Here is a 25,118-nt window from a genome sequence, read left to right as displayed (position 1 = left end):
GATTGCAAATGACGCGGCAAAGGTAATCCATTTTTCCGTATTGTGCGCATCGCCGGCAGGAATTAATCGGGAAATAACGCCGGCCGACACAAATCCGCCCCAAAATGCTATCTTTGCAGTCACGTATGAGCATGAACCGTGAAATACTGCGCCTTGCGCTGCCGAACATCGTCTCGAACATCACCGTGCCCCTGATGGGCATCGTCTCGACGGCCATTGCCGGGCACTGGGGCGCCGACACCGCCGCGACGATCGGCGCGCTGGCCATCGGGGTCTCGATCTTCAACTTCATCTACTGGAACTGCTCGTTCGTGCGCATGGGCACGAGCGGCCTCACGGCGCAGGCCTTCGGCGCGGGCAACTACCGCGAATGCACGAACATGCTGATGCGCGCGCTGGCCGTGGCCGTGGTGATGGGTGTGGTGATGGTCGTCCTGCAATACCCCGTGGGCGAGGCGGCGCTGTGGGCCCTCAACGGCTCGGAGATGACCCGCGAGTACTTCTACACGCGCATCTGGGCCGTGCCGGCGGGTATCCTGCTCTTCGGCTTCAACGGCTGGTTCACGGGCATGCAGAACGCCGTGATCCCCATGTGCACGGCCGTCACGGTCAACATCGTCCACATGCTGTGCAGCCTCTGGTTCGCCTTCGGGCTCGACCTGGGCATCGTCGGCATCGCCTACGCCTCGGTCATCGCCCAGTGGACGGGCGTCGTGCTCTCGGCCGTGCTGCTTCTCGTGCGCTACCGCCGCCTGCTCACGGCAGTCGACTGGTCCGAGGTGCTCGACATGACACCGCTCAAGACCTTTTTCCGGATCAACCGCGACATCATCCTGCGCACGTTCTGCATCGTGGCCGTCTACACCTTCTTCACGGGGGCGTCGGCCCGCATGGACGACCCGGCGCTGCTGGCCGTCAACACGCTGCTGCTGGAGCTCTTCACGCTCTTCTCCTACATGAACGACGGCTTTGCCTACGCCGCCGAAGCCCTCACCGGGCGCTTCATCGGCGCACGCGACGGCGCGTCGCTGCGTGCCTGCCTGCACCGCTGCCTCGCCTGGGGCACGGCCATCGCCCTGCTCTTCGTGGGGGTATACCTCGTCTGGTGGCGCGAGCTCGTGGGGCTCTTCATGGACCCCGCGGCGCCCAATGCCGCGGCGCTCACCGAGCTGGCCGGGCACTACGTCGTGTGGGTCATCCTCATCCCCGTGGCATCGGCCATGCCCTTCATCATGGACGGCATCATGGTGGGCGCCACCGAGACGCGCGTCATGCGCAACTCGATGTTCGGTGCCACGGCGGCCTACTTCGCCATCTTCTGGCTCGGGCGCCCGCTAATCGGCAACAACGCCCTGTGGCTCGCCTTCACGCTCTACATGTTCCTGCGCGGGGTGCTGCAATACATCATGACCGACCGCCTCGGGACGATCCGCGCCAAGGCGGGCAACTGACCCGCCGCACCCGGGTGCTGCCGTCACCGTCCCGGTCGACGCCGGGCTTCGGCCCGGCCGGGGCATCCGCTCCGGCGCAGGCCCGCTCCGACACCGTCTATTCCGTTACCAGAAACTCGTCGACGTCGAGCCAGCCGCCGTCGTTGCGCTGCTGCGCCGCTTCGGCCACAAGGCCCACCTTCGCGCCGATCCAGCGGCCCGCCTGCGCGACGAAGGGTTCGCCGAGGGGATCGAACCGGCGGCCGTCGCGGCTGAACGAGAAGCGGCAGCACATGCGGGGCGTGCCGTCGTCGTTGCGCTGCCGTTCGATGCGACATCGCAGCCACACCTCCCCGTCGGGCGCCACGACCGAGACTTCGGACTGCTCCGCGGCACCGCCATCGGCCTCCGCACAGCGCGCGAGCGTCAACAGCGTCGTCCCGTCGCGCCGCTCCAGCCCCAGCAGGGCGTAATCCTCCCCCATCACGACCAGCCCGGCCCGGTCGCCGTCGTAGGCGCCGCGGAAGCGGACCTTCGCCGTGAAGGTGCAGTCGGGCCCGGGAACCTTTTGCAGCAGGAGGTTGGGCGTGTCCCAGAGGTTGCGCCACCCGTCGGGACGCCGCACGCACATCAGGCGCAGGCACCCCGCCGCCGGATGGTGGAAATACCACCCTGCCGCCGGATTGGCCGCCCACTGCCACTGCAACCCCAGCGTGCGGCCGTCGAACCGGTCGCTCATGACGGGCATGCGGAGCGCCGACGGGATGCGCGAAGCGGGTTTCCGCCACCGCGCAACGGGCTCGCCCACGCCGTCGCCGTTGCTGTCCTCACCGATCAGGCACCAGCCGTCATCGGACCATGTCATGGGCTGGAGGTGCACGACGCGCCCGTAGGCATACTCGTCCACAAAGTGCAGGAACCACGAACGGCCCGCGACATCCTCGACCCAGCCGCCCTGATGAGGTCCGGGCGTCGGAGTATCGCCCTGATGCAGCACCCGGCGCCACTCGTAAGGGCCGAACGGCGAACGGGCGCGCAGCACGAGCTGCCACCCCGGCTTGACGCCGCCCGCCGGGGCGAAGATGTAGTACCAGCCGTCGCGCTTGTAGAACTTCGGGCCCTCGACCGTCGGGTTGGCGTCGTGTCCGTCGAAGACGAGCACCTCCTCGCCGAGCAGACGCCCGCCGTCGGCCGACATCTCCGAGACGCTCAACACGCTCTTGAAGCCCGCCCGCGACCCGGCCCAGCCGTGCACGAGGTAGGCACGGCCGTCGTCGTCCCACAGCGGGCAGGGGTCGATCATCCCCCGCGCGGCCTTCACCAGATGCGGCGCCGACCACTCGCCCCGCGGGTCACGGCTGCGGATCATGTAGATGCCCCGGTCGGGATCGCCCCAGTAGATGTAGTAGAAGCCCTCGTGATAGCGGATGGCCGGGGCCCAGACGCCGTTGCCGTGGCTCGGGGCGTCGAACGCCCCGTCGTAGAGGCGCGGCAGCGCCGCGGCGACGATCTCCCAGTTGACGAGGTCCGTCGAGTGGAGGATTTGCAACCCCGGCACGCAGGCGAATGACGAGGCGGTCATCCAGTAGTCGTCGCCCGTGCGGATGACGTCCGGATCGGAGTAGTCGGCCCACAGCACCGGATTGCGGTAGGTGCCGTCGCCGAGGTCAGCGGTCCAGGGGGCCTGCGGCTCCCGGGCCGCCAGTGTCGCCGCACCGAGCAGCGCGGCGCAGGTCAGCAGCAGGGTTTTCATGGCGGGAAACGGGATTATTTCGATGCGGGGACGGTGTTCGAGGCAGGCCCGACTTTCGAGGCGGGCTCCTCTTTTTTCGAGGCGGGTGTGACGTGCCAGTCGTCGCGGAACTGCTCCGAGCCGGTCTTCTTGGCGAAGATGCGTTCGGGGACGTAAGCGGCAGCCTCCTCGTCGGTCAGGGCGCACGACCACGCCACGCGGCCCGAGCGGTCGGCACCGGGGCCCGTGCAGCGGTACTCGGCATAGAAGGCTGTGCCGCGGCGCGCCGTGTCGTGCCAGTCGCGCCACCCCTCGGGGCGGATCGCCGCGGGCAGTTCGCAGTCGATCCAGACGGTGCGGGCCGTCGATTTCCACGGCCGCCCGAGGTAGAGCTTCGTCACGCCCTCGGCCGCCGTGACACGGCAGCGGCGGAAGACATAGCCATAGAGGTTGCGCTCGGTGGTCGAGGCCGCCGTGATGAAGCTGTCGGCCTTGCAGTGGATCGTGCAGTCGTCGAAAAGCACGATCGAGGGGCCGAAGATGAAGTCGGTCGTTCCCTCGATGTGGCAGCGCTCGACGTAGATGCGCGAGACGTAGCCCTTCGTGAAGAAGGTATCCTGATCGCCCACAAGCGCGCAGTCACAGAGGTGGATGCGGTCGCCGCGCGTCTCGAGGGCCACAGCCTGGCCGACCCGTCCGGCATCGTTCTCGACGGTGATGCCCTGCATGAAGACGTCGTCGGCCTGGAGCGACATCGTGTAGCTGTCGTAGGTCGTCAGCTCGCGTCCGTCGACCACCTTGCCCGAGTAGTCGTCCCAGACGATGCGCACCGTCCCGGCCTCGGCCGCCACGATGCACACCTTGTCCTTGTAGACGTCGAGCGTCACCTTCTCGCGGTAGGTACCCGGGCGGATGACGACCGTGCGCCACGCCGCGGGTTTCGACGGCAGGGCGTCGAAGCACTCCTGCACGCTACGGAACTGCCCGCCGCCGCGGCAGTCGACCGTATAGACCTCCTCCGCGGCCCGGGCGGAGTGCCATGCGCCGCAGAGCGCGGCAAGAATCAACAGAAACCGTTTCATGACTGTCGGTATAATCGGTAAAAACCGTATTCAACGAAAAACGGCGGTGCGGAACCGGGATGCCTCCCGGCCCGCCCGCCGCAAAAATCGGGGCCGGACTACAGCGTCACGCCCGTCTTGAAGATGGCAATCTCCTTGAAGCCGGTCTTCTCGTGGTGCAGGTGTTCGCCGTTGGCCGAGGCCAGCACCTTGTCGATCAGGCGGGCAAGCACGGCCTGCGGCGCCTCGTCCTCGACGAGCGTCCCGGCATTGAAGTCGATCCAGTTGGACTTGAAGCGCGCGAGCTGCGAGTTGGTCGCGATCTTCATCGTCGGGACGAACGACCCGAAGGGGGTGCCGCGTCCCGTGGTGAAGAGCACCAGCTGGCAGCCCGACAGAGCCAGCGCCGAGGCGGCCACGAGGTCGTTGCCCGGGGCCTGCAGCAGGTTCAGACCCTGCCGCCCGATCGGCTGCGCATAGCGGAGCACGTCTACGACGGGCTGCGCGCCGCCCTTCTGCACGCATCCGAGCGACTTCTCCTCGAGCGTCGTGATGCCGCCCTTCTTGTTGCCCGGCGAGGGGTTCTCGTAGATCGGCTGGTCATAGCGGCGGAAGTAGCCCTTGAAGTCGTTGATCAGGTGCACCGTCCGGTCGAAGACCGGACGGTCCGTCGCCCGGTTCATGAGGATCGTCTCGGCACCGAACATCTCGGGGACCTCCGTCAGGACGGTCGTGCCGCCCTGCGCGATGAGCCAGTCGGAGAAGAGCCCCACGAGCGGGTTGGCCGTGATGCCCGAGAAGCCGTCCGAACCGCCGCACTTCAACCCCACCTTGAGGTACGAGAGCGGCAGCGGCTCACGCCGGTCGGCCTTCGTGCGCTCGACCAGCTCGCGGCAGATCTCGAAACCGGTCTCGATCTCGTCCTCGACCTCCTGTGCGATGAGGAACTTCACGCGCTCGTCGTCCCACGCGCCGATCTCCTCCTTGAGGGCCGAGACCTGGTTGTTCTCGCAGCCCAGACCCAGCACCAGCACGGCACCGGCATTGGGGTGCTTGACCAGCGCCGCGAGGGCCCGCCGCGTGTTTACGTGGTCGTCGCCCAGCTGCGAGCAGCCGTAGTTGTGCGTATAGACGCGCACGTCGTCCAGGTGCGAGCAGTCGCACTCGCGCCGCACACGCTCGGCAATGGCCTGCGCCTGTCCGTTGACGCACCCCACCGACGGCACGATCCACAGCTCGTTGCGGATACCCATCGTGCCGTTGCGCCGCAGGTAGCCCATCACCTTCGCATCGCTCTTCGGCGTGTCGATGTCGTAGACCTTCGGTGCATAGGTGTACTTGAGGTCGTCGTGCAGGTTGGTCTTCAGGTTGTGCGAGTGGATCCACGCGCCCTGCGACACGGCGGCCGTCGTGTGGCCGATCGGATAGCCGTACTTGACGACGTTCTCCCCTTCGGCCAGATCGCGCAGCGCGAACTTGTGTCCGCGGGCGATATCCTCGCGCAGCGTCACGCGCACGCCGTCGACGTCGAGCGTCTCGCCGGCATGCAGGTCATCGGCCAGCGCGATGGCCACGTTGTCCGCGGCATTGATTTTCAAAAATCGTTTCATGGTCGTCTTGTGATCTGAAAAAACGGGCGGAGCGTCCGCAGAGAGGCTCCGCCCGGTCTTGAAACATGTGCTTGTTTCGCTCATCGGGGCGCCGCAACGGCACCCGCGCTATGCGTTGAGAAACTTCTTGAGCGCAGCGGCCATGCCCAGCGACTCGATGTCGGCCAGGTAGGCGGCAACGGCCGGAACGAAGCCCGGAACCTCCGAGAAGTTCACCGTGAAGATGCCGCTCTCGCAGACGATCCTGCGCACGGTACCCTCCAGGTCGGCCGGGTTCCAGTTCGTGCGGATGTACTCCACAAACTCCTTCGTGTCGTCGGGCTCGAAGCCGCTCTTCGGGCCGTAGAGCGACAGCAGCGCCGCAAAGGTGAAGCACTCGTGCGTGGCCACCTTCTGCGCCTTGAACCAGTTGTCCTTGACCGTCGGGTAGTTGCGCGCCTCCCACTTCGACAGCGAGTTGAGCGAGATCGACCGCAGCATGTGCTTGATGAAGGGGTTGTAGAAGCGCTCCAGAATGCCGGCGGCAAACTGCTTGAGCTCCTCCTGGTCCTCCTCGATCATCGGGATCACCTCCTCGGCGACCATGTCGTTGACGAACTTCTCGATGTCGGGCGTGTTGAAGGCGTCCATCACCGTCTCGCAGCCCATCTGCAGGGCGATGGGCACCATGCCCGTGTGCGAGCCGTTCAGGATGCGGACCTTCTTGTCGCGGAACTGCTTGATCGACGGCATGAAGATCACGTGCAGGCCCGCCTTGTCCAGCGGCAGCTCCTTCATCACCTCCTTGTAACCCGGGCCGCCGATCGCCCACAGGTGGTACAGCTCGGCCTTCACGACGAGGTTGTCGTCATAGCCCAGCTCCTGCTTGATCTCGGCAATCGTGTCGCGCGGAAAGCCCGGCACGATGCGGTCGACGAGCGTGTCGCAGAAGTGGCAGTTGCGCTCCACCCAGTCGATGAAGTCGGCACCCAGGCCGTGGTACATCGCGTGGCGGATCACATACTCGTGCAGCGTCGAGCCGTTGTTCTCGATCAGCTCGCAGCAGATGATGCACAGACCCTTCGTCGGATCGCCGTTGAAGTGCTTGAAACGCTTGTAGAGCAGCGCCGTCATCTTCGCCGGGTAGGACTTCGGCGGACGCGCCTCGAGGTCGTCGCCCTCCTCGTAGCGGATGCCCGCCTCGGTGGTGTTCGAGATCGTCACCTTGAGCTCCGGCGAGAGGAAATACTGCTCGTACTTCTCGTACTCGACATAGGGATTGAACGAATCCATGACGCTCCGCACCAGCCGCACGTCCTTCTTGGGCTGCTTGTTCTCGATGCCCTCGAGGTAGACGTGGTACATGTTGTCCTGCTTGTGCAGCAGGTCGATCATGCCCAGCACCTTGTGCTCGGGATCGAGGATCGGCTGGCAGATGACCACGCCCGAATTCATCACGCCCTTCTCGTTGGCGATGTCGATCTGCCAGTCCACGAAGGCGCGGAGAAAGTTACCCTCGCCGAACTGAAGGATGCGGACGGGGCGGTCGACCTTTTCGACGGTCGACTTATTCAACTGCTTAATCATTGTATGTCAGAATTTTAGACTATTCCAATACGATCGGTTTGTACTTCGGAACAAGCGTCTTCATGATGAGCCATGCCACCAGATAGGCCACGGCGCAGATGCAGAAGATGATCATGTAACCGGCCTCCTTGCCGTCGAAGCCCATGAAGCGGAAGGCCTCGCCCATCTTCTCCGAGTGGGTGAAGAGCGCACCGGCCCCCTTGTTGATGAGGAACGAACCCACACCGCCGGCCATGCCGCCGATACCCGTGATCGTCGCGATGGCCGACTTGGGGAACATGTCGCCGATCGTCGAGAAGAGGTTGGCCGACCAGGCCTGGTGTCCGGCACCGGCCAGACCGATGATGATCGCGGGCCACCATACCGACACCGTACCGGCGCTCTGCGCGAAGAGGGCGGGCAGCGGCAGGAAGGCGAAGATCAGCATCGCCAGCATACGTCCGGCATAGGGGTTCATGCCCTTGCGGTCGACGAACAGACGCGGCAGGTAACCGCCGAAGATCGACAGCACGGTCACGATGGCATAGAGCGTGAAGATCAGCGCAATGCCCATGCTCGAACTGGACGAGTAGCCGTACTGGTCCGAGAAGTAGGCCGGAGCCCAGAAGAGGTAGAACCACCACACGCCGTCGGTGAAGAACTTGCCGGTGATGAACGACCAGGTCTGACGGTAGGTGAAGCACTGCCAGAAGGGAATGATCTTCTCGGGTTTTTCGGTCTTGGCACCGGCGGAAGCGGCGGCATCCGCGGCGTCGTCCTGATGGATGTAGGCCAGCTCGGCCTCGTTGACATGCTTCGACTTCTCGGGCTTCTCATACATGAAGAGCCAGAAGCCCATCCAGAGGAAGCCCAGTGCACCGATGATCAGGAAGGCCATCTCCCAGCCGCCGCCGACACCCTGATCCTTGAAGTACTGCGCAAGCAGCGGAATCGTGGCCGGAGCGACCAGCGCGCCCACCGACGCACCGGCGTTGAAGATCGACGTGGCGAAGGCGCGGTCCTTCTTCGGGAAGTACTCGGCCGTCACCTTGATGGCTGCGGGGAAGTTGCCCGCCTCGCCGAGGGCGAGGATGCAGCGCGCCGCAAGGAAGAGCCAGACACTCGTCGACGCGACGGCCAGCGCCACGGCCGATCCCGCCTCGACCGACGTCATGGCCTTGACCGACTCGAAGCCCTCGATGTGCATCGTGGCCCAGCCGCAGGCGGCATGGAGGCAGGCGCCGGCCGACCAGACGCCGATGGCCCACAGATAGCCCCTCTTCGTGCCCATCCAGTCGATGAAGCGGCCGGCGAAGAGCATGCAGACGGCATAGACGAGCGAGAAGACGGCGGTGATGGTGCCGTAGTCGGCATCGGTCCAGTGGAACTCGGGTGCGATAAAGTCCTTCCACGTCAGCGACAGCACCTGGCGGTCCAGGTAGTTGACCGTGGTGGCGACGAACAGCAGCACGCACATCCACCAGCGCCAGTTGGTCATCAGTTTTGCAGAGGTTGATGAGGTATTTGTCATACGTTAGGTTTTAGTTCGTGTGAGTGATCATTACTTCTTCGTGCGGGCGATGACGTCCAGTGCGAAGCGGCACTTCTCGGTAACGGCCTTCCAGTCCTTGGCGGCGACCACCTCCTTGGGGAAGAGCTGCGAGCCCATGCCCACGCAGAAGACACCGGCCTTGAACCATGCCGAGAGGTTCTCCTCGGTGGGTTCCACGGCACCCGTAGCCATGATGTTCGACCAGGGCAGCGGCGCCTTGACGTTCTTGACGAACGACGGACCGCCGACGTTGCCCGCCGGAAAGACCTTCGTCAGGTCGCAGCCCAGCTCCTGGGCCAGACCGATCTCGGTCACCGAACCGCAGCCCGGCGTATAGGGGACCAGATGGCGGTTGCAGACCTTCGCCACCTCGGGGTTCAGGTAGGGACCTACGACGAAGTTGGCGCCGTACTGGATGTACATGGCGGCCGTCGGTGCATCGACGATCGTACCGACGCCCAGCACCATCTCCGGGCACTCCTTCGCGGCGAACTTGATCACCTCGATGAAGACCTCCGAGGCGAAATCGCCGCGGTTGGTGAATTCGAAGGCGCGCACGCCGCCCTCGTAGCACGCCTTGACAACCTGCTTGGCCACCTCGGCATCCGAATGGTAGAATACGGGAACCATGCCGGTCCTGGCAATGGCCTCCATCACTTGCATTTTATTGAAACGAGCCATAATCTATTGGTATTTTTATCTGAATTTTTCTTTTCTGCGTCATCCAACGGAAGCGGGGCGGCATCCGAAAACACCGCCCGCCGCCGGGAATCTCCGTGTGCTAACGCTGCACGCGGCCGCTGGCGTTGCCGCCGGCCAGCGACTCGACCTCCTCGACCGAGACGAGGTTGAAGTCGCCGTTGATCGTGTGCTTCAGCGCCGAAGCGGCCACGGCGAACTCGAGGGCCTCGCCCTGCGTCGGCTTGGTCAGCAGGCCGTGGATGATGCCGCCCGAGAAGGAGTCACCGCCGCCCACGCGGTCGATGATCGGGTTGATGTCGTAACGCTTCGACTCGTAGAACTCCTTGCCGTTGTAGATCATGGCCTTCCAGCCGTTGTGCGTGGCCGAGAAGGACTCGCGCAGCGTCGAGATCACATACTTGAAACCGAACGTCTCGGCCATCTGGCGGAAAATGCCCTTGTAACCCTCGGCATTCGTCTCGCCGCCCTCGACATCGGCATCGGGCTTGAAGCCCAGGCACAGCTCGGCGTCCTCCTCGTTGCCGATGCAGACGTCGACATACTGCATCAGCGGCTTCATGATCGACTGGGCCTTCTCCTTCGTCCAGAGCTTCTTGCGGAAGTTCAGGTCCACCGACACCGTCACGCCGTGACGCTTCGCGGCCTCGCAGGCCAGGCGCGTCAGCTCGGCCGCCTTGTCCGAGATGGCCGGCGTGATGCCCGACCAGTGGAACCACTGCGCACCCTCCATGATGGCATCGAAGTCGAAGTCCTGCGGATCGGCCTCGGCAATGGCCGAGTGGGCCCGGTCGTAGATCACCTTCGAGGGACGCATCGAGGCGCCCGTCTCCAGGTAGTAGATGCCGACCCGGTCGCCGCCGCGGGCGATGTAGTCGGTCTTCACGCCGTACTTGCGCAGTGCATTGACGGCCGACTGGCCGATCTCGTGTTTGGGAAGTTTCGTCACGAAGTAGGCCTCGTGTCCGTAGTTGGCGCACGATACGGCCACGTTGGCCTCACCGCCGCCGTAGACGACGTCGAACGAGTCGGATTGTACGAAACGGGTGTTGCCCGGCGTCGAGAGACGCAGCATGATTTCACCTAATGTTACGATTTTCATGGTTCAGATGCGTTTATTTAGAAATTGAAATAGTTTTTGGCGTTGCGGTACGAGATGCCCTCGATGATCTCGCGGCCGATGAAGTCGATCTCCGAAGCCGGCAGCAGCCCCTGCTCGATGTCGTTGCCCACGAGGTTGCACAACGTGCGGCGGAAGTACTCGTGGCGCGGGTACGAGAGGAACGAGCGCGAATCGGTGAGCATGCCCACGAAGCGGCTCAACAGCCCCAGCGTCGAGAGGGCGTTCATCTGCTTCTCCATGCCGTCCTTCTGGTCGAGGAACCACCAGCCCGAGCCGAACTGGATCTTCCCGGCGCCGTAGCGGCCGTCCTGGAAGTTGCCCAGCATCGTGGCGACGAGCTCGTTGTCGCGCGGATTGAGGTTGTAGATGATCGTGCGCGTGAGCTTGTCCTCGCGGTCGAGCATGTCAAAGAACTTCGACATCTGCTTGCCGACGGTGAAGTCGCCGATCGAGTCGAAGCCCGTATCGGGGCCCAGCTGCGCGAACATGCGCGAATTGTTGTTGCGGATGGCGCCGTAGTGGAACTGCTGCGTCCAGCCCGTCTCGTGGTCCATGACGGCGAACTCGTAGAGCATCGCGGTCTTGTACTTGAGCACCTCGCCGCGCGTCAGCGCCTGGCCGCCGTACACCTTATTAAAGATGGCGTCGATCTCGGCCTGCGTGTAGTCCTCGGCATAGAACTCCTCGATGCCGTGGTCCGAGAGGCGGCAGCCCACCGACTCGAAGAACTTGTGGCGCACGCGCAACGCGTCGATCACGTCGGCGAACTTCGAGATCGAGACGCCCGAAACCTCCGACAGCTTCTCGATGTAGGCGCGGAACTCGGCGGGATTCTCCACGGCCATCGCCTTGTCGGGGCGCCACGTCGGGAGCATCTTCACCGCAAAGCCGTCCTCGCGCACCTTCAGGTGGTGTTCGAGCGAATCGACCGGGTCGTCCGTCGTGCAGACCACCTCGACGTTGTAGTGCTGCATCAGCCCCCGGGCGTAGTACTCGGGCTGCTGCAACAGCGCCGTACAGTGGTCGTAAATCTCGCGCGCGGTCGAGGGATTGAGCAGCTTCGTCACGCCGAAGGCGGTCTTCAGCTCGAGGTGCGTCCAGTGGTAGAGCGGGTTGCGCATCGTGTAGGGCACCGTCTCGGCCCACTTCTCGAACTTCTCCCAGTCGGTCGTATCCTTGCCCGTGCAGTAGCGCTCGTCGACACCGTTCGTGCGCATGGCGCGCCACTTGTAGTGGTCGCCCTCGAGCCAGATTTTCGACAGGTTGTCGAAACGGTGGTTCGAGGCCACATACTCGGGAATCAGGTGGCAGTGGTAGTCGATGATCGGCATCTTGGCCGCATGCTCGTGGTAGAGCCGTTGCGCCGTCTCGGTCTGCAACAGGAAATTGTCGTCGTTAAACTGTTTCATCTTGTTGTTTGGTCAGAATTTCGGTTCCGTATCGTTTCAAGTCGGCGGGTCCGCAAGAACGGGGCCTTTTCGACAATGTAAAATTAGCAACTTTCCACCATTCGGAGTATAAAAAATTACCGAATTAAGTAGATTATTTGCCACTTTGGTTGACCAATATACGAAAAAATCGTAATTTTGCCTAATAAAAAGGAAAAAACTTCTAACAACACATCTATGAAAAACACTATTCTCTGGATTGCAGCCGTGCTGATGGCCTCCTGCACGCAAAGCCTGAAGGTCGATGTCGCCAACACAACGCAGATCGACCGCGACGACGAAACCGTCGAAATCACCTGGTCGCAGATCGAAGCCCTCAAGGGCGTGACGCCCGAAAACGTCGTCGTACTCGACGACGAGGGGGAGCAGGTTCCCTCACAGGTCATCTACTTCGGCGGCACGGAGCCGCTGTCGCTCATCTTCCAGGTCGACGCCGACGCGATGCAGACCGAACACTTCACGATCGTCACGGGCACGCGCGAGGCCTACCCCGCCGAGGCCTACGGACGCCAGGTTCCCGAGCGCTACGACGACTACGCCTGGGAGAACAACAAGGTGGCCTACCGCCTCTACGGCCCGGCGCTGGAGACCTCGCCCGAGCAGCTCGTAACGCCCGGCATCGACATCTGGGTGAAGTGCACCGACAAACTGGTCATCAACGAGTGGTACGCCAAGGGTGACTACCACCACAACTACGGCGACGGCATGGACTGCTACAAGGTGGGCCGCACGCTCGGCGGCGGTTCGGCCGTACCGTTCGTGAACGGCGAGCTGCAGCTGATGCCCCACAACTACCTGACGGCCGAGACGCTCGACAACGGCCCGATCCGCACCACGGTGAAGCTGACCTACGCCCCCTACGAGGTCAACGGCAGCGAGGTCTCGACGACGAAGATCATCTCGCTGGATGCCAACCGCCGCTTCAACCGCATGGAGAACACCTACTCGGGCACGTTCACCGAACTGCCCGTCGCTGCGGGCTTCGTGCGCCACGACGTGAAGCAGACGCTCACGGGCGAGGGCTGGGTGGCCTTCTGCGAGCCGGCGTCCGACACGAAGGACCCCGTGCGTGACGGCGACATCTACACGGCCGTCGTACTGCCCGGAGCCGAGATTCTGCCCGACATGCTCTCGCACGCACTGGCCGTCAAGAGCGTGAAGCCGGGCCAGCCGCTCATCTACTACGCCGGTTCGGGCTGGAGCCAGGGCGGCGTCGAGGACATGGAGGAGTGGCTCGAGGAGGTCAACGAAGAGGTTGCCGCCGCAACGACGCCCCTGCAGGTCACGGTCCGCTAATCGCGGAATCCCACGCACCAACCCCACGAAAGCCCGGTTCGCGCCGGGCTTTCTTCATTGCAGATTACGGGAAGACTTAAAAATTCGGAAGAGATGAAAAGAGAGAAAATCGTAACTTTCGGTGAAATCATGCTGCGGCTCATGCCCCCGGACAAGCTGCGTTTCAACCAGACCGAGGTGCTGCGCGTCAACTTCGGCGGCAGCGAGGCCAACGTGGCCGTATCGCTCGCCAACTACGGCCTGCGGAGCGAACTGGTGACCTGCCTTCCGGACAACCGTATCGCCGAAGCCTGCCTGGACGACCTGCGCAGCTGCGGCGTCGGGACGGAGCACATCCTGCGGGGCGGCGACCGGCTCGGGCTCTACTACATGGAGGAGGCCGTGGCCATGCGCACGTCGCACGTCGTCTACGACCGGGCCGGCTCGTCGTTCGACACGCTCCGCCCGGGAATGATTGACTGGCAGGCGCTCTTCGCCGATGCCGACTGGTTCCACTGGTCGGGCATCGCCGCAGCCGTTTCGGCCGAGACGGCGGCCGTCTGCGCCGAGGCCGTGGCGGCAGCCCGCAGCATGGGCCTCACCGTCTCGTGCGACATCAACTACCGCAAGAACCTCTGGCGCTACGGCAAACGCGCCGAGGAGGTGCTGCCTCCGCTGATGGAGGCGTGCGACATCCTCTTCGGCACGGACGACGAATACGAAAAGGTGCTGGGCATCCGCCTGCCCGCCTTTACGGCCCGCGACGCCGCATACACCCCCGACATGGCGGGCTACGAAGCCGCGGCCCGCGAGGTCATGCACCGCTTCCCCCGCTGCCGCGCCTGCGTCTTCGCCCTGCGCAACGTCCTGTCGGCCAACCACCACACCATCTCGGGCACGCTTCACGTCGGCGGTCAGTCGCTGCGCACGCGCGTCTACGACATCGACGACGTGGTCGACTGCGTCGGCGTGGGCGACGCCTTTGTCGCGGGGTTGATCTACGGGCTGGCCGTACACCCCGACGAGCCGCAGCGGGCACTCGACTTCGGCGCCGCGGCCTGCGCGTTGAAGAACACCGTGCCGGGCGACTACAACCGGTTCACGGCCGAGGAGGTCACGGCCCTGGCCGAAGGCTCCGTCTCGGGCCGCATCGCCCGCTGACCCGGAGCCGCGAATCCGCCGTCGGCAGTTGGCAACGCCCCATCGTACAGACCCGCCGCCCAGGCAGCAGGCATACACCCCATCGGAGCGCCCCGCCGTCACGGCAACATGCCCGGGCTGCAGCCGCTCCCAACGAAAAACCCCGAAGCTCTCCGCTTCGGGGTTTTCTCATCGCGCACCGGGTCCCGACGGACCGTGCGCACATGCCGCCGGCCGGGCCTACTGGGCCTGAGCCTGCTTGAAGAGCTCGTTGTAGATCTCGTACTTGTTGTTCAGCTCGGGATCGTCGTCACGCAGACGGAAGCAGAGCGACTTGAGCAGCTCGAGGGCATTGACATCCTTCGGATTGAGCTCGTGAGCCTTCTCCAGCCAGGGAATAGCCTCCTTGTAAACGGCATTCACAACCTTCAGGTCCTCCTCATAGGCGGCCTGGCTGCTGTATTGCTTCGAGTTGAGCTCCATGAGCATGTTCTCAGCCTTGATCGTATAGAATACACCGAGGAAATAGTTGCCCTCGAACAGGTCGGGCTGCAGCTCGACAACCTTGAGGAACGAGGCGATGCTCTCGTCGGGATTCTTCAGTGCATAGAAGATACGGCCGCGACCGAACCAGAGGTCCACGTTCTCGGGCTGCTCGGCCAGCGCCTTGTCGATCATCGACACCAGGTCGGCGGGATCACCCACGCCCTCTTCCGTCGTGTAGAGCTGCATGAGACCCTCCAGGATGCGCGAGTTCTTCGGGAACTTCTCCATGCCCTTCAGCAGGACATCCTTGGCCTTCAGCACATTGGCAGCATCGGCCTCCTTCTGGCCATAGTAGCAGTGGAACAAGTAGTAGTAGATGTTGCCCTCCTCGTCGGCATAGTTCTTCTCCAAAGCCTCATTGAGGTACTTGCCGCCCAGCACGAACGACTCGGGATTCGTCGAGCCGTCGACCGTGCGCAGATAGCCGGCATAGTAGAGCAGCGCGGGATCGCCGCCGCCGAAAGCGGGGCTCTGCTGTGCGGCGTAGGCCGTAGCATAGGCATCGGATGCACCCACATAGTCACCCGAATCGAGACCAGCATTACCGATCTGCGAGCAAAGGTCGCTCACCTGCTGCAGGCCGGCCTTCACCTTCGAAGCGGTCTTGGGGTCGAGCTCGTAAGCCTTGTTGTAGGCCTCGATAGCCTTCTCGGGGGCATCCTTCACCACCCACTTGGTCTGCTTCCACGTAGCGACCTTGCCGTCCTTGATGTAGACCGTGAAGTAGGGATATGCCCACGCTTCATAGTTCACGTCGTTGATCTTGGCGGGCTCCGTCGACTTCGGATCGCCCACGGCGAGCTTCAGCATCGCCGCATCCATGCCGATGAAGAGGCTCTTCGTAGGCTCGGCAGCCGCATCGTAGAATGCCTTGCCGCGGTTGATCCACGTCGAGGCCTTGGCGCTCTTCTTCGCATCGGCGATGTCGGCGTCACTCTTCTCAATCTTGGAGAGCAGGGCTTCCCTGTTCACCTTCTGGGCCTGCACGGCGGGAACTGCCACGAGCAGCGCCGCAAAAGCCGTCAAAAACATTTTTTTCATGATACTGATAATTTTAGGTTTTACTGACTGTCACTTTTATTCTTCCGCGGGCTGTCCGGCTTCGGGAGCCCCGTTTTCGCTGTCCACGGCCTGTTCCGGCGTCTCCGCCGCATCCGCCGGCTGCACCTCCTCGTCACCGGCCGACGGTACGGCCATCACCGAAGCGATGGCGTCGCCCTCGCGCAGGTTGATGATCCGCACGCCCTGCGTGGCACGGCCCGCCAGACGGATCTGCGACACCGAAGTGCGGATCGTCAGGCCCGAACGGTTGATGATCATCAGGTCGTTGTCGTCCGTGACGGCCTGAATCGAGATGAGCTTGCCGGTCTTCTCGGTGATGTTGATCGTCTTGACGCCCTTGCCGCCGCGGTTCGTGATGCGGTACTCGTCCAGATCGGTGCGCTTGCCGTAGCCGTTCTCGCTCAACACAAGCACGTCCTGCTTCGAGTCGGGCTCCACGCAGATCATGCCCACGACCTCGTCGCCCTCGTCGAGCGAGATGCCGCGCACGCCGGCGCCCACACGGCCGATCGGACGCACCGTATTCTCGTTGAAGCGGATCGCCTTGCCCTCGCGCGCCGCGATCATCACCTCGGCCCCGCCGCTCGTGAGTTTGGCCTCGATGAGCTGGTCGCCCTCGCGGATGACGATGGCGTTCACGCCGTTCTGGCGCGGACGCGAGTAGGCCTCCAGACGGGTCTTCTTGATCGTGCCGTCCTTCGTGCACATGATGATGTAGTTGTTGTTGACGTACTCCTCGTCGTTGAGCCGCTTGACGTTGATGTAGGCGCGGACCTTGTCGTCCGGCTCGATCTGGATGACGTTCTGGATCGCACGGCCCTTCGACGAACGCGCCCCTTCGGGGATGTCGTAGACCTTGAGCCAGTAGCAGCGGCCCTTCTCCGTGAAGAAGAGCATCGTATTGTGCATCGAGGCGACGTAGATGTGCTCGATGAAGTCCTCGTCGCGCGTGGCGCTGCCCTTGGCGCCGACGCCGCCGCGGTTCTGCGTGCGGTACTCGGCCAGCGGCGTGCGCTTGATGTAGCCCATGTGCGAGATGGTGATGACCATGTCGTCGTCGGCGTAGAAGTCCTCGGGATTGAACTCCTCGGAGGCGTAGACAATCTCCGAGCGGCGCTCGTCGCCGTACTTCTCCTTGATCTCGAGCAGCTCCTCCTTGACGATCTGCATCTGCATCGAGACGTTCTCGAGCACCTCCGTCAGGTGGGCGATCAGCTTCGTCAGCTCGTCGCGCTCGGCGATGAGCTTGCCGCGCTCCAGACCGGTCAGGGCGCGCAGGCGCATCTCGATGATGGCCGACGCCTGGATGTCCGTCAGGTCGAAGCGCTCGATCATCGCCTGCTTGGCCAGGTCGGGCGTCTGCGACGAGCGGATGATGTGCACGATCTCGTCGATGTTGTCCTGCGCGATGAGCAGACCCAGCACGATGTGCAGCCGCTCCTCGGCCTTGCGCTTGTCGAAGCGCGTGCGGCGCACGACGACGTCGTGGCGGTGGTCAATGAAGTGGCGGATCAGGTCGCGCATCGTCAGCAGCTGCGGGCGTCCGTTGACCAGCGCGATGTTGTTCACGGCGAACGACGTCTGCAACGGCGTATTCTTGAAGAGCGTGTTGAGCACCACGCTCGCCACGGCGTCGTGCTTGAGGATGATGATGATACGCAGTCCGTTGCGGTCCGACTCGTCGTTGATGTAGGAGATGCCCTCGATCTTCTTCTCGTTGATCATGTCGGCGATCTTCTTGATCATCTCGGCCTTGTTGACCATGTAGGGAATCTCCGTGACGACGATGCACTCGCGGCCCGAGGGGGTATGTTCGATCTCGGTCTTGGCGCGCATCATCACGCGGCCGCGGCCCGTGAGCATCGCCTCCCTGACGCCTTCGTATCCGTAGATGATGCCGCCCGTCGGGAAGTCGGGGCCCTTGACGTAGTGCAGCAGCTCCTCGCCCGTGATGTCGGGGTTGTCGACATAGGCGCAGCAGGCGTCGACCACCTCCGAGAGGTTGTGCGGCGCCATGTTCGTGGCCATGCCGACGGCAATGCCGCTCGCGCCGTTGACGATCAGCAGCGGGATGCGCGTCGGGAGGACCGTCGGTTCGGGGATCGTATCGTCGAAGTTGAGCGTCCAGTCGACGGTCTCCTTGTCGATGTCGGCCATCACCTCGTCGGTGATCTTCTTCATGCGGGCCTCGGTATAACGCATCGCGGCCGGCGAGTCGCCGTCCATCGAACCGAAGTTGCCCTGGCCGTCGACGAGCGGGTAGCGCATCGACCACTCCTGGGCCAGACGCACCATGGCGTCGTAGACCGACGAGTCGCCGTGGGGGTGGAACTTACCGAGCACGTCGCCGACGATACGTGCCGACTTACGGGTGGGTTTGTCGGAGTAGAGGTTGAGCTCCGCGCTCATATCGTAGAGAATACGGCGGTGTACGGGTTTCAGGCCGTCGCGCACGTCGGGCAAGGCGCGCGAGACGATCACCGACATCGAGTAGTCGATGTACGCCGACTTCATCTGCTCTTCGATATTGATGGGGATGATCCGCCCCACCAAACCGGCATTCTTTTCTTCTTCCGTTAACATTCTTGAATCCGAAATTACACGTCTTTTAACGAACAAAAATACGATTTATTTCCGATCCTGACAACTTTGGGCGGTGAAAAGTATCCGTCCCGTGCAAGTTTTGTCGGCCGAACGGCCATTTTTGCCCCTTTTCAGGCGATCTGACAGCAAAAATTTTTTCTCCCGACAGAGGGGCGGGGAAAATTCAGGTGAAAGGTGAAAAGTGAAAGGTAAAAAGTAAAAGTGAAAAGTGCGGGGCTCCGGGCAAAAGTGTCGGCGGGGACGCGGACATAAATCGGGATCGGGACGAGACAGTCCCCATATCGGTGCCGCGGTGTGCGCCGGGAATTACAACCGGAATTTATTGCCGGGAATCACGACCGGGGAGGCACAACCGGGGGTTACGGCCGGGTGACGGAGACAAGCTCCGACCACCCTTCGGTTTTGCCGCTCTTGGTCTGCTCCTCCTCGCGCACGGCGCCCAATCCCGGGACATACCACGTCTGCCGGCGCATCGAGACCCGGATAACGAAGAGGCCGAAACTCATCTTCTCGGAGAGCCCCACGGCTTCGAACTCCCCGGCAGGGGTCACAATGCGCCGCCGTCCGAGCACCTGCCGGTCGGAGACCCCGATGCGCATCCGGAACGACCGTCCCTCGGCCGCAAAGCGCAGGGCGAATTTCAGATCGGGAAGTTTCCGCTTCGTCTCCAGCGCGAACGGCACGGTGTATTCGTCCCCTTCGGTGGAAAAGTCCAGCTGCCCGCGCTCCTCCGAAGAGAGCGCCGCGGCGAGCAGCTCCTCGAACATGGCGCCCATCTGCGTGACCATCTCCGATGCGCGGACCTCGGTCCGGTCGGTCGTCACGACAGCCTGACGGCGGTCGTTGATCTCCATCGTCATGGCATTGCGCAGCGTATCGAGCGCTTCGCAGCGCGTCACGACCTGCGTGCGGCCGAGGCTGTCGGGCCCGCAGGAGAGGACCGTATGCCGCGAGTAGCCCGTCAGGCGTCCCGATTCGTCATACTGGGCATATTCGAGCACCGTACCGGGTTCGGTGCAGACGAGCGGCTGCGCGGCCAGGGCGGCGCCGCAGAGAAGGCAGAAAATGAAAGTCAGCAGTTTTTGCATGGATCGGAAAAAATCGGAATCGGGACAGCCGGGCTGTCCGGAGAATACGACATAAAAAGAGACGGCAGCGCGGCCGAACCTCCGGCCTGCATCCCGGCCCGGGCGTCAGCGGAAGTCAATCATCTCGTAGCCTGCGCAGGCCTTCGGATCGAAGCGGCGCAGGGTCCCCGCAAAGGGTTCGATCGAAAGGACCGAAACCGTGATCTGCTCGCCGTCGTAGTCGTAGGCGACGCGCAGCGGCCGCACGGGATTGAGCGAGAGGGTCACGGTAACGGCCCCCGCGGCGGCGTCCCCGTCGGTCGGGGTCAGCAGGACGGCCGCATGGCCGTCGCGCTCGCCGAGCAGTGTCGGGCGGTAGAGCCCGTCGAGAAAGTCGAACGCCCCGATGGGGTTGTCGAGGATGTTGCGACTCGTCGTGTCGACGGAGTTGACCGTCACCTCGCGGCGCGCATGGTCCACCTCGTAGCGGACCCCGCCGTCGAAGAAGACCTCGGCCTCGCCTATCGTGAGCAGGTAGCCGCCGTCGCGGACCGTATAGCTGCCCGCGATGTCGTCGGTCCCCCCGGCCGCGATCTCGAACGTCACGGTATAGGAACCCAGAGCCTTGAATCCGGCGGCGAGCTCTTCGAGCAGTTTTTCGGCCCGGCCCGGGGTCTGGGTCGCCAGCGTGGCACCCGTGGCGGCATCGGCCCGGGATTCGGGAGCCTGCACCTCCGCCCGCACGGCAGGCCGGACGGTCAGCAGCAGGAGCGACAGGAGGAGAATCTGCGGTTTCATACGGCATTGTTTTATCAGAAGACGCCCAGGTCCTGCAGCTTCGCCTCGAGCGACGGCAGGTCGTGGAACAGGATGTCGCGCGGCTTGGCCCCCTGCTGGCGGCCGACGATGCCGGCGCGTTCGAGCTGCATCATGATGCGGCCCGCGCGGTTGAAGCCCACTTCGTAGTTGCGCTGGATCATCGACGTCGAGATGCTGCCGCTCGACACCGCCTCGCGGGCGATCTCGGCGAAGAGCGAGTCGTACTTCATCGGCGCCGACGCCTCCTCGCTGCCCAATCCGGCACCTTCGCCGCCCTCGGGCGTGTAGTCGGGCAGGGCGTAGGCCGACGTGTAGCCCTGCTGTTTGGAGATATACTCCACGATGCGCTCGACCTCGGCCGTCTCTACGAGGGCACACTGCACGCGCGTCAGCTCGCCGTCCTTCGAGATGAGCATGTCGCCGCGGCCGATAAGCTGGTTGGCTCCGGGCTGGTCGATGATCGTCTGCGAGTCGATGCGCTGCACGACGCGGAAGGCGATGCGCGACGGGAAGTTGGCCTTGATCTTGCCCGTGATGACGTCGACCGACGGACGCTGCGTGGCGATGATGAGGTGGATGCCCACGGCGCGCGCCTTCTGCGCCAGCCGGATCACGGGCAGTTCGACCTCCTTGGCCATCATGATCAGGTCGGCGAACTCGTCGATCACCACCACGATATAGGGCAGGTAGCGGTGTCCCTTGAGCGGGTTGAGCCGCCGGGAGACGAACTTGTCGTTGTACTCCTTGATGTTCTTCGCCCCGGCGTTCTTGCACATCTCCAGGCGGTTATCCATCTCGATGCAGAGCGAGTTGAGCGTATAGACCGCCTTCTTCGGGTCGGTGATGATTGCCTCGTCCTCGGACTCCATCTTGGCCAGGAAGTGGCGCTCGATGCGGGCGTAAAGCGAGAATTCGACCATCTTGGGGTCAATCATCACGAACTTGAGCTGCGCCGGATGCTTGCGGTAGAGCAGCGACGTGATGATGGCGTTCAGACCCACCGACTTGCCCTGTCCCGTGGCGCCGGCCACCAGCAGGTGGGGCATCTTCGCCAGGTCGAAGACGTAGTTCTCGTTCTGGATCGTGCGGCCCATGACCACGGGCAGCTCGGCCTTCGACTCCTGGAAGCGCAGCGACCGCACGGCCGAATACATCGACACGACCTGCTTGTTGCGGTTCGGCACCTCGATGCCGATGGTGCCGCGCCCGGGGATCGGCGCGATGATGCGGATGCCCGACTCGGCCTTGAGGCTCTGGGCGATGTCGTTCTGCAGGCCCTGGATCTTCGAAATCTTGACCCCCTGCGCCTGCACGATCTCGTAGAGCGTGACCGTCGGGCCCACGGTCGCCTTGATGCGCACGATCGGAATGCCGAAATTCTTGAGCGTCTCCTCGATGCGGGTCTTGTTGTCGAAAATCTCCTCGTCGGTGACCTCCGAATCCGAAATGTAGTCTTCGAGCAGCGTCACGGGCGGCTTGCGGTAGTTCTCCAGGTCCTTGAGCGGGTCGTAGCTCTCGGTCGGGATTTTGCGCTCGTCGACCAGGCGGGCTTCGTTGGCCTCGACCGTGACGACCACCCCTTCCGGCTCCGCGGCAGCGGGCTGCGCCTCAACCGGCGCGGGCGCGGCAGAAGCCGATTCAGCAGGCTCCTTGTCGCCGACAATGAACTCCGTAAAGGGATCATCCGGGTCGGCTGTCCGGCCTGCCGGGCGTCGCTCTTCGGCTGTTCGGGCCGCCGTGTCGTCCGTCTCCGCCTGGGCCGCATCACCGGTAGGAGCAGGAGCCGCGGCGGGACGGGGCGCCGGGCGTTCGAGCTCGACCAGCCCCCCGCGTCCCATAACGATGCGACCTTCCGCAGGCCGGAGGTCCACCTCGGTAAAGGGTCCCGGATCGACGGCAGGCGCGGGCACCGGCTCGGGTCCGGCAGGCTCCGGAGCAACGGGCTGTCCGTCGGGCGTGAGTTCCACGAAGGGATCGGGCTCCGCCAGGCGGGACTCGCCCCGCCGCACATTTCCCGCCGGGCGGTCCGACACGTGTTCGGACTGCGGCGCAGGGGCCGGATGCGAGGGTTCGGCAGGCGGGGTGTCGGGACGCAGCGGCCCCTCCGCCTCGCGGCGCACGGGGGCAGCAGGCTCGTCCGCTGCGGCTGTCCGTACCGGCGCGGGCGTATCGGCGAGGTCGGCGGCGGGGCTGTCGGGCGCATGGCCCGGAGCGACCTTGTGGCGGACGATCTCGACGATCTTTTCGCTGCGGTCGACGACGGCGTTGCCCGCCGAGTTGACCGTATTGATGAAGTTGCGGTTGATGAAGACGCCGGTAAGAATCCAGCAGCCCAGCAGCAGGATCAGCGTGCCGAACGTGCCGATGTACATGCGCAGCAGCGCCGCGGTCTCGATGCCGAACGTCCCGCCCCACCCCGTCGAGCAGCAGAGGCTCCAGCGGTCGGCGAAGCAGAAACCGAGGGTCAGCGACCCGAGCAGCGTCACCATCAGCAGCGGCAGGAACGAGCGGTTGAAACGCAGCGGCTGCCGGCGGATGATCCGCACGCCGGCCAGGATGACGATCACGGGGATGAGGATGCCGAACAGGCCGAACGAGTTGTCCACCAGCAGGCGGGCGAGCTTCGCGCCGCTCCAGCCGCAGAGGTTCTCGGGTTCGATCTTCTGCATCGCGCGCTCCTCGGTGCTCATCAGCAGGCCGCTCTGGTCCGAGGCCCAGCTGAAGAAGGAGAAAAAGACCGCCGAAGCGGCGTATACGCCCACGCAGAGCAGCAGCAGACCGACCGCCCAGCGGATGCTGTCGCCGTTGGAGCGCCGGACCTTCTGCCGTCCGTTCGGGGAGGATGTATTGGTCGTGGATGCCATGTTTCGTCAGGGGAAAATTTACCGAGCGAAGTTACGCAATTTTTTTCGAAAATCCAGCTTCGGAAGGAGCGAATCGGGGCGACAAAATCAGGCGAGCGAGCCCATCGCTTTCTGTTCCAGCCGCAAACGGTATGCCTCGTCGGCGAAGGTCATGAAATGGCAGCTGCCGGGGCCCTCGTCGGCGGTCCGCAGGCCGTATTCGTCGAGCAGCTGCGCCACGCGGCGCGCCACGGCCGGCGAGGGGTCCACGACCGTCACGTCGCGCCCGGCAAGCACGCGGTCGAGCACGGGCAGCAGGAAGGGATAGTGCGTGCATCCGAGGACGATCTGGTCGACGCCCCGGTCAAGCATCCCCCCGACGGCCGCGCGCACGCACGCCTCGGCTTCGGGGGTCTCTTCGCGGTTCTGCTCGACCAGCTCGACGAAGCCGCGGCCCGGGACCGTCAGCACCTCGATGCCGCGGCCGTAACGCGCGGCCGTGCGGCGGAAGAGGTCACCGTCGAGGCTTCGCTCCGTGGCCAGCACCCCCACCACCCCGCTGCGGGTCGCCAGGCAGGCGGGCTTGACGGCGGGCTCCATGCCCACGATCGGCAGCGGCGCATACTTCGCCCGCAGGAAGTCGATCGCGGCGGCCGTGGCCGTGTTGCAGGCCACGACGACCAGCTTGCAGCCCGCGGCGACCAGCGTACCGACGGCCGCATCGGCCAGCCCGCGGATCTCCTCCTTCGGCCGCGAGCCGTAAGGGCAGTTCTTGCCGTCGCCCAGGTAGACGAGCGTCTCGTGCGGCAAGAGACGCCGCACCTCGCGCCAGACGGTCAGCCCGCCCAGTCCCGAGTCGTAGATGCCTATGGGAGCATTATTCGCCATCTTCCAACCACTTCAGAATATGGTCGACGACCTCGTCGTCCGACATCGCCGCGCAGTCGACCGTCAGCTGCGCCTGCGCATAAAAGGATTCGCGCACGGCCATGTCGCGCGTCATGAAGGCCACGAGCTCCGCGTCCGACAGGCCCCGCAGACGGGGCCGCTTCTGCCGTCCGTAGGGGCTCAACCGCGAGGCGATCTGTTCGGCCGTGCGCCGCAGGTAGACCGTCGCGCCGGTCGCGTTCATGCGGGTCATGTTGTCGCGCCACGTCGGCAGGCCGCCGCCCGTCGCCACCACGACCCGTTCGCCCCGGGCCACGATCCGCTCGAGCGCCTCGCGCTCCAGCTCGCGGAAGCGCTCCTCGCCCTCGTAGCGGAAGACATCCGCCACGGAGGCTCCCTCCAGCCGTTCGATGAGCGCATCCGTATCGACCGTCTCCACACCGAGACGCCGCGCCAGACGCCGCCCGAGCGAGCTCTTGCCGCAACCCATGTATCCCACCAGAAAGAGGGGTTTCACCGTCGTATCCATCGTCGCAAGACCTGCACGCAGGCAATCAGAAAAGGTTCAGCTGTTCGGGCGAGGCCACCTCGTCGGCATCGCCCCGCGCCCGTTCGATCTCAAAGGGCACGCCGCCCGCCGGGCTGCCCGTCGGGGGCAGGCCCGCCGCGTCGAG

Annotated in this window: 18 protein-coding genes; 3 read left to right on the top strand and 15 right to left on the bottom strand. The window is 64.1% G+C overall.

Going from position 1 to position 25,118, the window contains the following annotated elements; all coding sequences use genetic code 11:
• Positions 1-125: 125 nt before the first annotated feature.
• On the top strand, positions 126-1,451 hold the full coding sequence (locus Q1Y33_RS09400) for an MATE family efflux transporter (RefSeq protein WP_300799537.1): 1,326 nt from the start codon (positions 126-128) through the stop codon (positions 1,449-1,451).
• A gap of 97 nt (positions 1,452-1,548) precedes the next feature.
• Here Q1Y33_RS09400 and Q1Y33_RS09395 read toward each other — a convergent pair whose 3' ends face one another.
• From Q1Y33_RS09395 to uxaC, 8 genes are all read right to left on the bottom strand, one after another.
• Complete coding sequence (locus Q1Y33_RS09395) at positions 1,549-3,183, bottom strand: glycoside hydrolase 43 family protein (RefSeq protein WP_300799535.1); 1,635 nt, start codon at positions 3,181-3,183, stop codon at positions 1,549-1,551.
• Positions 3,184-3,197: 14 nt separating this feature from the next.
• A complete protein-coding gene (locus tag Q1Y33_RS09390; protein ID WP_300799534.1) occupies positions 3,198-4,244 on the bottom strand; it encodes a pectinesterase family protein in 1,047 nt (348 codons plus the stop codon).
• A 98-nt stretch (positions 4,245-4,342) separates the two neighbouring features.
• Complete coding sequence (locus Q1Y33_RS09385; RefSeq protein ID WP_300799532.1) at positions 4,343-5,833, bottom strand: altronate dehydratase family protein; 1,491 nt, start codon at positions 5,831-5,833, stop codon at positions 4,343-4,345.
• 108 nt (positions 5,834-5,941) lie between these two features.
• Positions 5,942-7,399: a tagaturonate reductase gene (locus Q1Y33_RS09380; protein WP_300799531.1), complete on the bottom strand. Its 1,458-nt coding sequence runs from the start codon at positions 7,397-7,399 to the stop codon at positions 5,942-5,944.
• A gap of 19 nt (positions 7,400-7,418) precedes the next feature.
• The gene (locus Q1Y33_RS09375) at positions 7,419-8,909 is read right to left on the bottom strand and encodes an MFS transporter (protein ID WP_300799530.1); all 1,491 of its coding nucleotides are present in this window, start codon (positions 8,907-8,909) and stop codon (positions 7,419-7,421) included.
• A gap of 30 nt (positions 8,910-8,939) precedes the next feature.
• Positions 8,940-9,611 carry a bifunctional 4-hydroxy-2-oxoglutarate aldolase/2-dehydro-3-deoxy-phosphogluconate aldolase gene (locus tag Q1Y33_RS09370; RefSeq protein WP_300799528.1) on the bottom strand — a complete coding sequence of 224 codons (672 nt, stop codon included), beginning with the start codon at positions 9,609-9,611 and terminating at the stop codon, positions 8,940-8,942.
• A 100-nt stretch (positions 9,612-9,711) separates the two neighbouring features.
• On the bottom strand, positions 9,712-10,731 hold the full coding sequence (locus tag Q1Y33_RS09365; protein WP_300799527.1) for a sugar kinase: 1,020 nt from the start codon (positions 10,729-10,731) through the stop codon (positions 9,712-9,714).
• A gap of 17 nt (positions 10,732-10,748) precedes the next feature.
• Positions 10,749-12,161 carry a glucuronate isomerase gene (gene uxaC / locus Q1Y33_RS09360; protein WP_300799525.1) on the bottom strand — a complete coding sequence of 471 codons (1,413 nt, stop codon included), beginning with the start codon at positions 12,159-12,161 and terminating at the stop codon, positions 10,749-10,751.
• A 216-nt stretch (positions 12,162-12,377) separates the two neighbouring features.
• Between uxaC and Q1Y33_RS09355 the strand changes: the two genes are divergently transcribed.
• Positions 12,378-13,496: a DUF4861 family protein gene (locus Q1Y33_RS09355; protein WP_300799523.1), complete on the top strand. Its 1,119-nt coding sequence runs from the start codon at positions 12,378-12,380 to the stop codon at positions 13,494-13,496.
• 93 nt (positions 13,497-13,589) lie between these two features.
• Positions 13,590-14,636, top strand: a complete 1,047-nt coding sequence (locus Q1Y33_RS09350; RefSeq protein WP_300799522.1) for a sugar kinase — start codon at positions 13,590-13,592, stop codon at positions 14,634-14,636.
• 219 nt (positions 14,637-14,855) lie between these two features.
• On the opposite strand, the gene Q1Y33_RS09345 is transcribed toward Q1Y33_RS09350, so the two are convergent.
• The 7 genes from Q1Y33_RS09345 to Q1Y33_RS09315 form a co-directional block, all read right to left on the bottom strand.
• Positions 14,856-16,202 carry a tetratricopeptide repeat protein gene (locus tag Q1Y33_RS09345; protein ID WP_300799520.1) on the bottom strand — a complete coding sequence of 449 codons (1,347 nt, stop codon included), beginning with the start codon at positions 16,200-16,202 and terminating at the stop codon, positions 14,856-14,858.
• 36 nt (positions 16,203-16,238) lie between these two features.
• Positions 16,239-18,806, bottom strand: a complete 2,568-nt coding sequence (gene gyrA / locus Q1Y33_RS09340; RefSeq protein WP_300799519.1) for a DNA gyrase subunit A — start codon at positions 18,804-18,806, stop codon at positions 16,239-16,241.
• Between the two features lie 380 nt (positions 18,807-19,186).
• On the bottom strand, positions 19,187-19,915 hold the full coding sequence (locus Q1Y33_RS09335) for a hypothetical protein (protein WP_300799518.1): 729 nt from the start codon (positions 19,913-19,915) through the stop codon (positions 19,187-19,189).
• Between the two features lie 105 nt (positions 19,916-20,020).
• Positions 20,021-20,692, bottom strand: a complete 672-nt coding sequence (locus Q1Y33_RS09330) for a hypothetical protein (RefSeq protein WP_300799516.1) — start codon at positions 20,690-20,692, stop codon at positions 20,021-20,023.
• 14 nt (positions 20,693-20,706) lie between these two features.
• A complete protein-coding gene (locus Q1Y33_RS09325) occupies positions 20,707-23,577 on the bottom strand; it encodes a DNA translocase FtsK 4TM domain-containing protein (RefSeq protein ID WP_300799515.1) in 2,871 nt (956 codons plus the stop codon).
• Between the two features lie 87 nt (positions 23,578-23,664).
• A complete protein-coding gene (gene murI / locus Q1Y33_RS09320) occupies positions 23,665-24,444 on the bottom strand; it encodes a glutamate racemase (protein WP_300799513.1) in 780 nt (259 codons plus the stop codon).
• Complete coding sequence (locus Q1Y33_RS09315; protein WP_300799619.1) at positions 24,434-24,961, bottom strand: shikimate kinase; 528 nt, start codon at positions 24,959-24,961, stop codon at positions 24,434-24,436. The genes murI and Q1Y33_RS09315 overlap by 11 nt, the downstream gene beginning before the upstream one ends.
• Between the last annotated feature and the right edge of the window lie 157 nt (positions 24,962-25,118).

The organism is uncultured Alistipes sp. (genome assembly GCF_949296715.1).
In the GTDB taxonomy this organism is placed as follows: domain Bacteria; phylum Bacteroidota; class Bacteroidia; order Bacteroidales; family Rikenellaceae; genus Alistipes.
The sequence above is the reverse complement of the archived record's forward strand: the minus strand, read 5'-3'. Positions and strand labels throughout refer to the sequence as shown.